The sequence below is a fragment of the Paraburkholderia xenovorans LB400 genome, assembly GCF_000013645.1.
In the GTDB taxonomy this organism is placed as follows: domain Bacteria; phylum Pseudomonadota; class Gammaproteobacteria; order Burkholderiales; family Burkholderiaceae; genus Paraburkholderia; species Paraburkholderia xenovorans.
Window position 1 is genome coordinate 3,307,749 of the sequence record NC_007952.1, and the last position, 12,734, is coordinate 3,320,482.

13 protein-coding genes and 1 pseudogene are annotated in these 12,734 nt (G+C 57.4%); 6 read left to right on the forward strand and 8 right to left on the reverse strand.

Annotated elements, in window-relative coordinates; all coding sequences use genetic code 11:
- The first annotated feature begins 7 nt into the window (after positions 1–7).
- Both BXE_RS36500 and BXE_RS44885 read left to right on the forward strand, forming a co-directional pair.
- Positions 8–1,030 carry an IS30 family transposase gene (locus BXE_RS36500; RefSeq protein WP_011493138.1) on the forward strand — a complete coding sequence of 341 codons (1,023 nt, stop codon included), beginning with the start codon at positions 8–10 and terminating at the stop codon, positions 1,028–1,030.
- Between the two features lie 33 nt (positions 1,031–1,063).
- Positions 1,064–1,403: pseudogene (locus tag BXE_RS44885) on the forward strand (chromate transporter); the annotation flags it as partial.
- Between the two features lie 95 nt (positions 1,404–1,498).
- On the opposite strand, the gene dmeF reads toward BXE_RS44885, so the two are convergent.
- Positions 1,499–2,758, reverse strand: a complete 1,260-nt coding sequence (dmeF, locus tag BXE_RS36505) for a CDF family Co(II)/Ni(II) efflux transporter DmeF (RefSeq protein ID WP_011493140.1) — start codon at positions 2,756–2,758, stop codon at positions 1,499–1,501.
- A gap of 8 nt (positions 2,759–2,766) precedes the next feature.
- Positions 2,767–3,042, reverse strand: coding sequence for a metal/formaldehyde-sensitive transcriptional repressor (locus BXE_RS36510; RefSeq protein ID WP_011493141.1), 276 nt, complete (start codon positions 3,040–3,042; stop codon positions 2,767–2,769).
- A 349-nt stretch (positions 3,043–3,391) separates the two neighbouring features.
- Between BXE_RS36510 and BXE_RS47510 the strand changes: the two genes are divergently transcribed.
- Together BXE_RS47510 and BXE_RS36515 are read left to right on the forward strand one after the other, a co-directional pair.
- On the forward strand, positions 3,392–3,634 hold the full coding sequence (locus BXE_RS47510) for a hypothetical protein (RefSeq protein WP_233518989.1): 243 nt from the start codon (positions 3,392–3,394) through the stop codon (positions 3,632–3,634).
- 383 nt (positions 3,635–4,017) lie between these two features.
- Positions 4,018–4,809, forward strand: a complete 792-nt coding sequence (locus BXE_RS36515) for a hypothetical protein (protein ID WP_011493143.1) — start codon at positions 4,018–4,020, stop codon at positions 4,807–4,809.
- A gap of 96 nt (positions 4,810–4,905) precedes the next feature.
- Here the strand turns inward: BXE_RS36515 and BXE_RS46765 are convergent, their stop codons facing one another.
- Entirely contained in the window at positions 4,906–5,064 is a 159-nt protein-coding gene (locus BXE_RS46765; RefSeq protein ID WP_158340984.1) for a hypothetical protein, read from the reverse strand.
- A gap of 931 nt (positions 5,065–5,995) precedes the next feature.
- On the reverse strand, positions 5,996–6,292 hold the full coding sequence (locus BXE_RS36520) for a helix-turn-helix domain-containing protein (RefSeq protein WP_011493147.1): 297 nt from the start codon (positions 6,290–6,292) through the stop codon (positions 5,996–5,998).
- Positions 6,293–7,093: 801 nt separating this feature from the next.
- On the opposite strand from BXE_RS36520, the gene BXE_RS36530 reads away from it, so the two are divergent.
- On the forward strand, positions 7,094–7,756 hold the full coding sequence (locus BXE_RS36530; protein WP_040124221.1) for a type IV toxin-antitoxin system AbiEi family antitoxin domain-containing protein: 663 nt from the start codon (positions 7,094–7,096) through the stop codon (positions 7,754–7,756).
- Between the two features lie 428 nt (positions 7,757–8,184).
- Here the strand turns inward: BXE_RS36530 and BXE_RS43485 are convergent, their stop codons facing one another.
- The 4 genes from BXE_RS43485 to BXE_RS36550 form a co-directional block, all read right to left on the reverse strand.
- On the reverse strand, positions 8,185–9,051 hold the full coding sequence (locus BXE_RS43485) for an IclR family transcriptional regulator (RefSeq protein ID WP_011493149.1): 867 nt from the start codon (positions 9,049–9,051) through the stop codon (positions 8,185–8,187).
- Positions 9,052–9,121: 70 nt separating this feature from the next.
- Entirely contained in the window at positions 9,122–10,357 is a 1,236-nt protein-coding gene (locus tag BXE_RS36540; protein ID WP_011493150.1) for an MFS transporter, read from the reverse strand.
- Positions 10,354–10,872, reverse strand: coding sequence for an Atu1372/SO_1960 family protein (locus tag BXE_RS36545; RefSeq protein ID WP_011493151.1), 519 nt, complete (start codon positions 10,870–10,872; stop codon positions 10,354–10,356). Before BXE_RS36545 ends, BXE_RS36540 begins: the two co-directional genes overlap by 4 nt.
- Positions 10,873–10,932: 60 nt before the next feature.
- Positions 10,933–11,406 carry an extradiol dioxygenase gene (locus tag BXE_RS36550; protein ID WP_011493152.1) on the reverse strand — a complete coding sequence of 158 codons (474 nt, stop codon included), beginning with the start codon at positions 11,404–11,406 and terminating at the stop codon, positions 10,933–10,935.
- Positions 11,407–11,527: 121 nt separating this feature from the next.
- On the opposite strand from BXE_RS36550, the gene BXE_RS43490 reads away from it, so the two are divergent.
- A complete protein-coding gene (locus BXE_RS43490; RefSeq protein WP_011493153.1) occupies positions 11,528–12,358 on the forward strand; it encodes an alpha/beta fold hydrolase in 831 nt (276 codons plus the stop codon).
- The last annotated feature ends 376 nt before the right edge of the window (positions 12,359–12,734 follow it).

Consider the following 12,734-nt stretch of genomic DNA (forward strand, 5'->3'; position numbering starts at 1 on the left):
TGTTGCGATGCACGAAAAGACTCAGTGCCAGCAACTTCAACCGGAAGAGCGCCTCATCATTGCAAGCCTGCATCTACAAGGTTCGAGTATCCGGGCCATGGCCCGGATACTCGGGCGCTCGCCAGCCACTGTTAGCCGTGAACTGACGCGAAACAGCTCTCCTGCAGGTTACGGATCGGTGCCGGCTGAAGCGTTGAGCGCCGCACGCCGCAGTGCGGGCCGCCGCCCCACAGAGCTTTGCCTGCAAAGCGTCTGCTGGCGTATCGTTCTCACCCTGCTCGAGTGGAAATGGTTACCCCAGCAGATATCGGGCACACTGAAGCTTATGTATCCGACTGACCCGACCCGGCAGGTTTCGCACGAAACCATCTACACGGCCATCTACGCCCAGCCGCGCGGCGAGCTGCGCCGACAACTCATTGCCTGCCCGCGCCATGGTCACAGCACGCGCATGCCGCGTACACGAGGCACGGACCGGCGCGGACAGATTCCGGACATGGTCAGTATTCATGTGCGGCCGCCCGAAATCGAGGACCGGCTGCTGCCCGGGCACTCGGAAGGCGACTTCATCAAGGGCGCGGGCAACCAGTCCTCGGTAGGCGTTCTGGTCGAACGGACCAGCCGCCTGGTGCTGCTTGCGAAGATGGAAGATGCCACCGCCGCTTCAGCGCTGGCGGGCTTCTCCGCCAAGCTCAATTCGATTGCCGAGCCATTACGGCAGAGCTTCACCTACGACCAGGGCAAGGAAATGTCGCGACATCAAGAGTTCACCGCCGCGACCGGCGTGAAGGTGTACTTCTGCGACCCGCACAGTCCATGGCAAAGGGGCACCTGCGAAAACACCAACGGGCTGCTGCGACAGTATCTGCCCAAAGGCACGGACCTTTCGGTCTACAGGCAGGACGAACTCGATGCCATTGCCGACAGTCTGAACAGCCGGCCTCGCGCCACTCACGCCTTCCATTCGCCATTCGAGGTCTTCACCGCCACCCTTGCTTCAGCAAGTCAACCTCAAGGCTCTAAACATTAATCCCGCTGTTGCGCTTCACCCTTGAAACCGCCCTGGATAATGCACGAAGCGCCGAATCACTGGGTCGGAGCATTGCTCGCTACGGCGGGCACTTTTCTCCCGGGTTTGCTACTCGTGATCGCGGCGCTCCCATACTGGCAGGCGTTGCGCGGCCGCCCGTCGATGGCTGCTTTGCTTGCCGGGGTGAATGATACGGTCGTTGGATCCTGGCCGCCGTGCTGTACCCACCGGTCTGGACGAGTGCGATTCGCTCGGAACTCGACTTTGCCGTGGCAACCACCGGCTTTTCCTGCTCACCCGCTGGAAGATTCCGCCCCTCGGTCTGGCTGTGGTGTGCGCACTTGCTGGCATAGTCGAGGCGACCATCCATTGAATCGATGATTTCCACCAGAACCCGGAGAGGTTCTAAAGAGGAACTCGAAGCTCGCAGTGAACTATATCAAGGCATAGCACCTTGACCCTCATAGGTCAAGCCACCATTGGCGTGACTTGCACTTCAACCGTGACATGCGACAACTCTTTGAAGCGCCCGAGCACTGCATGATAGAAACGTGAGTCCCGCTGGGACTCGCTCGTAGCCACCGACACCACCGCGCTTATATGACCCGGACCCACGCGCCACAAATGCAGATCGACGACCTTGTCGCCACGGTCCTCGATGGCATGACGCACGTTTTCTGCCACGCGCCGGTCAGGACTCATGTCGAGCAGGATTGCACCGGTGTCGCGCATTAGCCCGTACGACCAGTTTGCAATGACGAGTGCTCCGATGACACCCGCCAACGGGTCCATCCACATCCATCCAAATGTGCGAGCGAGTACGAGTCCAATGATTGCCAGCACCGAGACCGCCGCGTCAGCCATTACGTGGATGTAGGCCGAGCGGATGTTGTGGTCCCGGGTTGCTGCATCATGAGTGTCATGGCCGTGCTCTTCGAATTCGACCTCGTGTTCGCCGTCCGGCATCCGAACAATGGCCTTGAAGGCATGTGGTTCAGGAACATCTTCCTTCGATTCCAGATAGCCGCCGCAGTCCGCGAAAGCGAATACCTGCTGCGTCCCGTCAATGCGTACGGTCTTCACGGACAATGAAGACAAGTCCAGTCGCGAATTTGCCGTCGCTGGCGTAATCCGGAAAACGGGCGGCACACCATCTTCGAAGATGGAGACGGCAAACACGCCGGACTGAGCAAAAATCTTCTTCATTTCGTCTTCGCGAGCGTGCTCGTCATGGCCATGACTATGACCGTGACTGTGTCCGTGGTCACCGCCACTCAACAGCCACACGCTTGCCAGGTTAACCAGCAAGCCGACCGCCGCGATGGGAATCGCCTCGCCGAAATAAATCGGTACTGGCGACAGAAATCGTGGCACCGCTTCGTAGCCAATCAGCACGGCAATCATCGCCAGCACAATGGCGCTCGTGAATCCTGCGAGATCGCCTAGTTTGCCGGTACCGAACACGAAGCGGGAGTCCGTCGCGTGCTTTCGAGCATAGGTGTACGCGAGGGCCGCGATCAACATCGCACCGGCATGTGTCGACATGTGAAGACCGTCGGCAACGAGCGCAAGTGATCCGAACATGCTGCCGCCAACGATTTCAACGAGCATCATCGCGCTGCACAGCCCAATTACGGCCCACGTGTTGCGCTCGTTCTTTTCATGACCGGCACCAAGAAAGATGTGGTCATGTCCTGCGCCGAATGCGGCGTCTTTGAAATCACTCATTTTTGACTCTACTTGAAATAGCTGTGAACAACTTCAATGAATTGTTCCATCGCGCTGCCACCGTGGTCCTCGCCGTTATCCGCGTCGACAAGGTGGTTCCTGATGTGATCTTCCAGCACAACTGCAAGCAGCCCGTTCATCGCGCCCCGGCAACTTGTAATCCGCTGCAAAACATCCGAGCAGCCGTGCTCTTCTTCGAGCGCCCGTTCGATGGCTTCAACCTGCCCCTTGATACGACGAACCCTGTTAAGAAGCTTCTGTTTTTCCTGAACCGTGTGACTCATCGCACCCTCCTAATACCCCTATGGGGTATATGTTCACTGCGAGAATATCATAGGGGATAGGGGTATTGTTTGTTTCATGCAAAATTCTCCGCGTCGGCAGATTTCGCTAGATCCTTCCCGATCCTGGCTAATGTTTGCATTCCGTCAATGTCCATGACAGATGATCCCGCGCATGAACCGGCGAGGACAGCCGCGATTGACTTCCGTAACGAGCTACTCGCGAGCGGCTGGCCTGACGATCGCCGTGTTGTCGAGCTAACCGGGAAGACATCTGATCCGGAAGCTTCAACGTATGCGACTCAGGCGAGAGTAAGGGGCGCCCTACTTGGTGTCTGGTCAGGGCAGTTGCATGGCTTCGTCCATCCGGATTTCCAGTTTGACCACTCTGGCGCCATCCGGAAGGAAATCGCAGCACTCCTCGCCATACTCCCCGCGCGACGACGATCGTGATGGCTGGAGACGCGCGTCCTGGCTTTATTCGCCGCATGCGTTGCTTGATGAACAGACGCCGGCGGACGTTTTTCCAGACTCGCCCCTTCGCGTGATCAAGGGCGCACCGGTCGAATTCCGCGGCGATCCCGATGCGCCCTAGTAAAGTCGCTTGGCCAGCGCATGTGGCTAATGACGTCAACCGCTCCCTGGCGGAATACGTACGCGTGGTAGCTCCCTAGTCATTGACGGAGGATTCACGGGTACTTGATAGCCGTTCGCCGTCAGGAACGAACGGCGAACTCCCGACGTGACGCCTTTACGTTCTGGTCGAGCGACTATTCATACACGCAGTTGCGACTTCTTTGGCCTAGCGCTCGTTTTAGTCCGATCTGCAACGAGCGGCAAAACGCCATCGGGCCGTGAGCGGCACCAATGCGCAACACATCTCACCATTCAATATTCCACCAAGATCCGCATTTCAACCTCAAGGTTTTTGGCGGCACAGCCGATAAGGCACATAGTCAGTTTTTTCGAGCGTGATAAATGCGAACTATCAAAAGATCTCTCCTGCTTGTTATCGCCAGTGGCCTGTTTGGGGTTGTTGCTGGCTGCACAACGGCAACCTCACAGTTGCATGCTGAATCGCAGGACCACAGCGTGACGGTCCTTGCCATGTGTGGCGGGGGATTGGACGACAGCCTTTCAGCCAAGGCGAAAGCCCAGCTTGGCAATGGCGGCGAACTCAGCGCGGAGCGCCTTTCATCGGTAAAGGCCACCTTGATCAACGACGGGTCACTCAACAGCACGGACAAACTCAAGGCCTTCGACATCTTTACCAAATGCGCGCTCGAGGTTGACAAGCGCATTCGCGATGGACAACCCCCGAGGTCCCCACTATCTCAACTAACTGGACGGAAATGGTATCTGCACAAAGCACAGTATGAGGCAACAACCGTTACGCAAGAAAAAGAGCCTCCCTATACCGTTCGCTTGACCGCAGTAGAAGTCGGGACTGGAAAGAAGGAGTCGTCCCAAGGGGGCATCGAGGATGCTTACTGGATCAGCTTCCGCAACGACGGCATGATCGAAACCAATTGCACAAACAATCAGACCGCTCACCCTGAGGACATTCTCTTTTCGCGAGGCTGCACTGCCAGTTGGACGCCAGCCGGCGACGGAGGCCTGATCACCGTCAAAAACGGGAGTTTGTTTCCACCCACCTTTATTGTCGAACAGGCGAAGTTCACGGTAAGGATTAAGCAGAATGAACTTGTTCTGACTCGTCAGGAGGGATCGCACCTCACATTGGTTGAAGGCAAATTTGATACCGAATAAGTGTCCTGCAACCGCTTTCAGCGGTGGCTCTGCCGCACAATGACTACCACACCCCGGGACATATCTCGCGCGGTGCCCGAGATCTGGTAGGGATTCCTATATTTCTTCAATGCTCTTGCCGCTCTTCATCTCTTTCTGAAGAATCGACAAGGCCCGTTGCCGCATGCGCGCAACTGCCAGCTCGGCAATCCTCCGAATGTGATGGCGCTGCCTTTCCTCTTCACTGAGGATCTCGCGCGGAATATTCAGGTCCATTCGCGTGAAACCGCGGATTGAACCGCTCCGGGTTTGTCGAAGAACGTCGAGTCTGGCTCTATGCCGCGCGAGTGGACAGCACCGCGTTTCGATTGTAAGTCTCCTCAACCTCTGCTGGCGACGCGTAGCCGCGGAATCATGCGCGGTCTTCTGTGGATACCAAGAAGAAATTCAGTGCACTCGCACTGATCTCTTGTCATGTCGATGACTGCACCGTTCTGGCATTCAGTATCTGGTCGGGACTATCCTGAGCCATTCCTAGCCGAGCTAGCCGATCTTCAGCGCACAGTTCCCCGCGGTCGAACGGCCCCGTGACGATTTTCTTCAAACACGTAAGATCCGTATCCAGCGATACATAGTGGAGTGTATGCAGGACAGGAAGCAGATTTTACGATCAGGTTAGGCGGTTCCAGATCGCACGGCTGATGCTGCCTTTTCTTTATCGCTGCCTTACGAGTCCGATAGTTGCCCGTCGGGTTGCCCCCTTCGATCAGTGTCTGGACGGCTGCAATCTGCACCGGCCTTTGGCCTTCCCGGCCAAAGGCGTCGGAGTGATGCCGCGGCCGCAAGGGTTCATGCGCATTCGGTCGCCCTAAAGCGACATTGCATTATGTGCGAGAACGTTAAAGAGAAATGTATTGTGCCAAGCTTAAAGTGGAGGCGAAGCTCATCGAGAGAGGTTTCAGCATGAGGTTTTGACATACGAAGTTATACCACGGGCCCGAGGGCACTTCGCGAACGAAAGAAAGCTCCATGGACACGAGTAAGCTCAATGAAAGCCATGTGCGATCACCCGACGGGCAAATGATGCGCTCGAGCAATTTAGCCCGTTTATCTGGTAAGACATGCCGAAGTCTTTTCGAAAAAACTAATCTCAGGCTGGCTGATAAAAAGAGCGGGCGGATTTCCAAGATCACTGCACCGGGCAGCGTTAGCCGCTTGCGATGTCGTATTTCTCGAGCCCGGCGATCTCCGAGCAAACAATGCGGCCCAGCGCATGGACCTCTTGCGGCGTCAGGTCAACCGCGTACGCATAGTAGAGAACACTGAGGGGGTGTACGCCTATGGCGCGCGCGATTTCGTCGAGCTTGTCCAGCGTGGGGGTCTGTTTTCCAAGCTCCAGTGCACTTAGATATGTCCTGCTGGACACGCCAAGACCGTCTTGAGATATGCCGCGCATTCTGCGAGCCGCTCTCAATCCGCGTGCCAGGCCAAGACGAATCGACATCAGTCATATGGGTAAATTTGAAGATGTCACTGTCGTCGGATGCACACGATTGCGCTACAATTGATAATGTGCAAAATGTAACAAACCACCTCTTGCGGACCGTACGTCATCTGAACGACAGGGCCGAATCTCGCAAGCCCAGCGCGTAGCGGTGACACCGTTGACTTCAGCCCGTTGATTTTTTCGAAAAGATGCTGCTTACAAAATCTCCATGGGAGACGCCGTATCGGATCAGACATGACCCGTTTAACCGTTGGCGCCTCGCCGGCCTCAATCACGTAGCCACGACGTTCCTGATACGGGCTGCGGAGACTCGACCTGATGATCCCGACGGCTATTCCTTTATCGTCGCGGATCCATCAATTCTTGTTTCGGTTCTCGAAGGGTACGGAGCCGCCAAGCCTCGTTTGCTGGCGATCGATTGGGAAACGTTGGTTCCTGTTTCGAGCGTTTGGTCATACTCGTACGCTGAAGATGACCGGGATTATCTTGCTTATGCGGATGCACACGGCCGTCTGCGAGCCTGCGAACCTCAGCAACCCGATCCTCTCGACGCACATAGCAAGGTGATTGTTTGGGCGCATGCAGATTCGGACGCAACACACCTGTCTTGATTCAAAAGCTTATAGATGAGCGTAGACGATCAAGCCTCCCGATATCTCTGTACGAATATCTGCTTGTGTGACGTTCGGCGGCGCGGCGCCCCTTTGCTGAACTGTCCGCGTCGCCTCCATGCGCGAGTCGGTGCGCCGCTGCTTTTCGGCACCGACTACGCGATTCGGTACATCGGTTAGCAAGAATATGTTGAACCCCACTGAAATCGTGCAGTTCCTGATGGACTTCGCGCCACGATCGCAGCCGCTTGGTCTGCGCTACTTCGCGGCGCTTGGAATTGACGTGCAGCAGGTGAGCGAACTCGTGCAACTGGGATGGTTGCGACAGTTGTCCGAGGATGCTTATCTGCTTCGCGGCGACCAGCCGGGGGTCGATGGAACGATTGCCTATTTGCGAGCGTTTATCCCAAATCTCCATGTAGGGGGAAGAGCGGCGCTAGAGTGGCATCGGATGATGCATCATCTTCGTTTCCGCGACCGGATTGATTTATGGGGGCGCGGCTATTGCAGCATTCCTTCCTGGGCGGTGGACAGGCTTGCCTGTTCCTACTATTCCCACCCCTTGTTTGACACGCGGATGGATGAAGGCTACGGGTTGAAGCCGCTTGCGTGGCGCCACCCGCAGGTGCTGGTTTCGGTTCCTGAACGCGCAATTCTCGAATACGTCAGTGTCTCACTGGAGCTGGTCCTGATAGAAGACGTGCGAGACCTCATCGGCAGCCTTAGGAACATCCGGCTGAACGTTCTGCAGGAGCTGGTCGATCACTGTCCCCGCAGAGATGTAGTGTGGGGGCTGAAGTTTCTCGCAGAGGACGAGGGCGTGGATTGGGCTCAGCAGCTACGCGCTTGAAAAAATCCCGGCGTGACGATCCTGGGACCCTGTTTTTGCGCAAGCATTAACGTCTCCCGTAGGACGCTCTTATGACCGTTTGAGCATCGAGACGGCCATTAGTCTTCTTGACTCCACGCAGACGATTGCGGTTTGAAGACCGGTCATCCGGGCATTTCATTACAATTCAACGCGGCCGAAGCAGCCTCCGTTGCCGCGGCTCCGGTTGATCGTTTCTGGCTGCGAAGGTTACGGCATGCGAACCGGAGAGTGATACTGTTGCGTCCAATGTACGCGCAGCACGTGAGCGTGCTATCGGACGCGTTAGCCCACAGGTTGCATCTCCTTTCGCGATCGGCAGATCGCGCCGTACTGCCGAAACGCTACTCTTGCCAACGATTTCGCCAGCGACATTGTGCCGCCCACACCAACCAAGCGATTCAGGCGTGCTACCGGGAAATGGCACCACGCGCAAGCGCTGTACTGACTTCGTGCGCTGTCTGCCTTACTGCGCTGATGAACGCTATCTGGGCCCGTGGGCCATCCGGAAACACCGGATAGATCATCGAGATACCGATGGATCCGACTGGATAGCCACCGGGGTCGAATACGGGCGCAGCAATGCAACACAACTGGGGATTTGCTTCGCCAACATCGAAGGCTAGCTTTTCGTCCCTGACACGGTCGAGTTCGATCCGAAGCATTTCGGGGGTCGTCAGCGTCTGCGGGGTTTGCTCTCGGAAGGTGATCTGATCGATCAGGCGATTGCGCTCGTGCTCAGGCAGGAAGGCCAGAATCGCCTTGCCTACCCCGGTACAGTACAAGGGTTCCCAGTCGCCCGGCGTCTGCTTGACCGAGACCACGTTGTCGGCCGGCATCACCTCGATCAGCACAACCCGGTCGTTCTGCAGAACAGCAAGATGCGACGTCTGTTTCGTCATCGTGGACAACCGTTTCAGGAGCGGTCGCGCGGTTTCCACCAGGGACGCGTCCGTACGAATCAACCTGCTCCAGGCGGCCAGCTTTGGGCCCGGCGTGTATGTCTTCAGCGCGGCATTCTTGTTGACGAGCGCGCTGCGTTCAAGTGTGTTGAGAAAGCGGAATGCAGAACTCTTGTCGATATCGAAATGCGTGGCGATTTCGTGAAGCTTGAGCGGGCGATCTGCCATCAGGATGTGCTCGAAAATGTTTAAGCCCTTTTCAAGCGACATGATGATGGTGGTGTCGGCCTTCTCCCGCACGCGCGGTTCAGAAAGCAACGCTTCCGCGGAGTCGGCCGGTTCGGCGCTCGGCGTTTTGGCACGGACGTTACGCATGGTTGTTGATCATTAATCAATGACCATGCGAATTATGAACTACCGCCCGACAAACTGCAAACCGCCGGTCTCAGTCTTGGGCCTCGACAGGTCTCAGCAGGATCGCCGTATATCCGCCCCGGAGTTTGAACAGCATATAGATCGCCATGAAGCCGATCACCAGCGCCGCAGGCAACACCGCGAGTGCCCTGATCGCTCCATTGGGCCCGAGTTGATCAAGGTTGCGCCCAATGATCGGCAATGCGACCGCAATCGACAAGAATCCGCCGCCGCCCATCAATCCGAGACAAAGCGGGCCACCTCGTGGGAACCGCTCCGAGGTAATGCCCAACATGGTCGGCCAGAACAGCGATTTGCCGACTCCGAACAGCGTCGCTGCAGCGAACGCAGCCAATACCGAGTCGCCTGGATGGAGTGAGCCCAGCATCCATAGGCCCGCCGCGCACAGCGCGCTGCATAGCGTGAGTGCAAAGAACGGCGACCGGTGCACATAGCGACCCACCGCAGTGCGCATAGTGAACACTAGCCCCGCCGTATACACCAGAAAGAGAATGCCATCGAGACCGGTCAACTGTTTCATCATTGATGGAAACCATTGATCGGCGCCGAGTTCGGTGATTGCAGTGAGCCACATGAAACAGAACAGCACCAGAAACAGGGGATTGACCGTCTCGCGCAACATCTCGTTCGTAGGTACTTCGCTAGCGGCGCGTTCGGTCGGCGGAAAACTCTGGTTCCATGACATGGCCATGTAAGTCAGCGTTGGCACTGCGACGACCGCGAGCTTGACCTGCCATATCGCGTGGAACTGGGTGAGCCCCAACGCCGCGAGACCACCGACGATCATGCCGGCAGGCCACCATGCGTGCAACGCGTTCAGGCGCGTGGTCTTCTGGTCGTTATAGATCGACGAGACCAATGGATTCACCACGCCCTCGACGAGCCCCTGACTCAGGCCCATCACGAGGAAACCCACGTAGAGCATCGTCGTCCCGAGGTGCGCGAAGATCGAATCAGCGTGTACGACCGGGTAAGGCGCTAGAACGATGATGACGAGGCTTGCGAGGAAGCCGAATCCCGACAGCAGATAAAGCCGTCTCATGCCGATCAGGTCAATCACAAAGCTGCTGAGGAAGATCGACGCCGTGAAGCCGAAGAACGCCGGCCCCCAGATCAGGCCCATCTGCTCGCCACTCAAATGAAATGCTGCACGCAGGGGGGCTTCGATGTCGCCGCGAATGGCGAAGACCAGCGCAGTAGTCAGCATCGAAATGCAACTGGCCATGAAAAGTCTTGAGCGGTTCATGCCAGCCCCCTTTCGGTCGTGATGATTTCCGCAAAGAAACCCAACATCACTGGCGCACCAAGCGGCATGACGTGGTGACCCAGCGCCGTGCGGGCATGTCGCCCGCGTTCGCCTAGCACGTCCTGCAGCAACCTCGATGCGGCATCGAGCACGAGCGGCATGTCGTCGTAGTCCTGCGTACAGCCGACGTGTCCATCAAGACGGATCAACCGGACATTCGCGAGCGAACCAGCTGCCTCAGCCAGTTGCGCGAGTCCGTTGAGCGCACAAAGACGGGCGGCCGCAATGCCATCCTGAGTAGAAACGGTATCACCGAGCAAACCCACGTGGCGCAACGTTTCTCCATCGAACGGCAACTGGAACGAGGTCGTGATGAAGTTCGCGTATCGGGCCCACGGCTCATATGCGCCGACGGCCGCCGGCGGTTTGGGCAGCATCAGTCCAAGCGCCATCAGGCGCGTCTCGGGGGTGGCACTCGCGTCGGCGATTACCTTCGCTTCGGCAGGGTAGTTCATGTCGCTGTCTCCTTTTATCTCAGCCGTGCATCGAACCGGCAAACGCCGGCAATGAATTTTTCAGACCGCGTCCGACGTCTGTGCCGGTGCGTACTCCGCAGTGCCTTCCCAGGACGCATCTTCAGAGGATGAAAAAATGAATTCGACCGTGGCGCCGTTCGGGTCGACGACGAATACCTGGTGCTCGTGCAGGTCGGGCACAGTGCGGGCGCGGTAAGGCATCGCTAGCGAGCGCAGCCGTGCTTCGAACGACGGCAGTCCATTGCAGCGGAACGCAATGTGATCCACCGCGCCAGTGCCCGTATTTCCGGGAGCCGCCTGCCTGTCGCCGAGATAGGCGCGCAACTGTTCATCTGCGGGGTCGTAGACGGCGAGGTGCAAGGCAGCCCAGTCTCCCCGGTAAAGCCAGCGCCCGTCGAACTTGAAGGCAGGGCGTGGGCCGACACGTAGCCCCGCAACCTGTTCGAAAAACGCTGTTGTTTCCGGCAAGCACCGCGTGCGCAGCGTGAAGTGGTCCAGCGAGCGAATGTCCATTCCTGCCTCCATGAGTTGATTAAATATCAATGATGTTGATTATATAAAATCAGACGGGTAGACTTGCAAGGGGGTAAACCCGCAAAATCCTGCAACCGTTTTGACCGACGAGTATCCGTAGATGAATGAGATCAAACGCCTGGAAACGACCGTGCGCGGTCAAACCATCAGTTACCTTGAACTCGGAGACGGGCCTCGAACCCTGTTGCTCCTACATGGCATCACGAGCGATGCGAGCAACTGGCTGAGCACCATGCCGGCACTTGCACAACGTGGCTGGCGCGTAATCGCACCCGACCAGTTGGGATTTGGTCAATCATCTAAGCCCAGCGTACCGGTTCGTCCGCGCACGCTCTCGGACATGGTTGCGCCTCTGCTGGATGCATTGGGGCTCGAGATGGTATCGATCGTGGGTCAGTCGATGGGTGGGCATGTCGCGGGCCTGTTTGCCGCGCAGTATCCGGAGAGAGTCGAAGCGCTCGTCCTCGTCAACGCTGGCTACGGCCTTGCCCTTCCTGAGGTGAAGGATCCTCGTGACCTCGGCCATGCGGTCACGCCCGGTGGTCTTTGGGCATTGAACCCGGCTACGCGCGATGATTCACGACGTCTGCTGGAAATGGTCTTTCATGATCAGGGATTGGTGACGGAGGAACTGATCGACGGTTTTTATGCAGACCGTCTCGGCAAAGGCGATGGCGCGGTGATCAGATCAATCAGCGAATCGTGGGCGCGCAGGGAAGACACACTCGAAAGCGCTTTCACGGGGCTCGAACGCCGCCCTGTTCTCGTGATCCAGGCGCGCCAAGACAAGGTTGCGCCCTATCACCTCGGACGCGCGATACACGAAGGAATCGCCGGATCGAGATTTGTCGTTCTCGAGGATTGCGGCCACGCGCCGCCGCTCGAAGCGCCGGAGGTCTTCAACAAAACTTTGACGGAATTTCTGGTTTAGCAGAAAACGCGGCTGCGTCGGGACCGGCAAGAAAAATTAGGAAATTAAAAAGTGTAATGGTCGAGCTATTTCGGACAGGCTGATAGGTTCTTTCGCTGTCGGCTTTGCCCCATAGGCACCGGGCGACAGGCAGCCCAAAGGCGAATTCAGGCGTACGGCATTGTAGAATGCCGCAGACAGCGAGGCTATCCCCCTATTACAGCCGGGCCTTCGCTTTCTTCGCATTCCTTTACCGACCGTGCCAACATCGTTCCTTACAGTTCGGCCGCCGTTGCCCGCAGCACAACGGGCTTATCCTATTCCGCGTGAATCTCCGGATGGTGCGAACCCGTTCTATGCGCCGGCGGCGTTCTGTCCATGATGGTCCTTCGCTAGA

Excerpts from the sequence above, each read along its gene's own strand:
- BXE_RS36550 (WP_011493152.1), bottom strand. The coding sequence starts at position 11,406 with ATGGACATTCGCTCGCTGGACCACTTCACGCTGCGCACGCGGTGCTTG.
- BXE_RS36545 (WP_011493151.1), bottom strand. The coding sequence starts at position 10,872 with ATGAACTACCCTGCCGAAGCGAAGGTAATCGCCGACGCGAGTGCCACC.
- BXE_RS36530 (WP_040124221.1), top strand. The coding sequence starts at position 7,094 with ATGTTGAACCCCACTGAAATCGTGCAGTTCCTGATGGACTTCGCGCCA.
- BXE_RS36510 (WP_011493141.1), bottom strand. The coding sequence starts at position 3,042 with ATGAGTCACACGGTTCAGGAAAAACAGAAGCTTCTTAACAGGGTTCGT.
- BXE_RS36520 (WP_011493147.1), bottom strand. The coding sequence starts at position 6,292 with ATGTCGATTCGTCTTGGCCTGGCACGCGGATTGAGAGCGGCTCGCAGA.
- BXE_RS47510 (WP_233518989.1), top strand. The coding sequence starts at position 3,392 with ATGGCTTCGTCCATCCGGATTTCCAGTTTGACCACTCTGGCGCCATCC.
- BXE_RS46765 (WP_158340984.1), bottom strand. The coding sequence starts at position 5,064 with ATGGACCTGAATATTCCGCGCGAGATCCTCAGTGAAGAGGAAAGGCAG.
- dmeF (WP_011493140.1), bottom strand. The coding sequence starts at position 2,758 with ATGAGTGATTTCAAAGACGCCGCATTCGGCGCAGGACATGACCACATC.
- BXE_RS43485 (WP_011493149.1), bottom strand. The coding sequence starts at position 9,051 with ATGCGTAACGTCCGTGCCAAAACGCCGAGCGCCGAACCGGCCGACTCC.
- BXE_RS36540 (WP_011493150.1), bottom strand. The coding sequence starts at position 10,357 with ATGAACCGCTCAAGACTTTTCATGGCCAGTTGCATTTCGATGCTGACT.
- BXE_RS36515 (WP_011493143.1), top strand. The coding sequence starts at position 4,018 with ATGCGAACTATCAAAAGATCTCTCCTGCTTGTTATCGCCAGTGGCCTG.
- BXE_RS36500 (WP_011493138.1), top strand. The coding sequence starts at position 8 with ATGCACGAAAAGACTCAGTGCCAGCAACTTCAACCGGAAGAGCGCCTC.
- BXE_RS43490 (WP_011493153.1), top strand. The coding sequence starts at position 11,528 with ATGAATGAGATCAAACGCCTGGAAACGACCGTGCGCGGTCAAACCATC.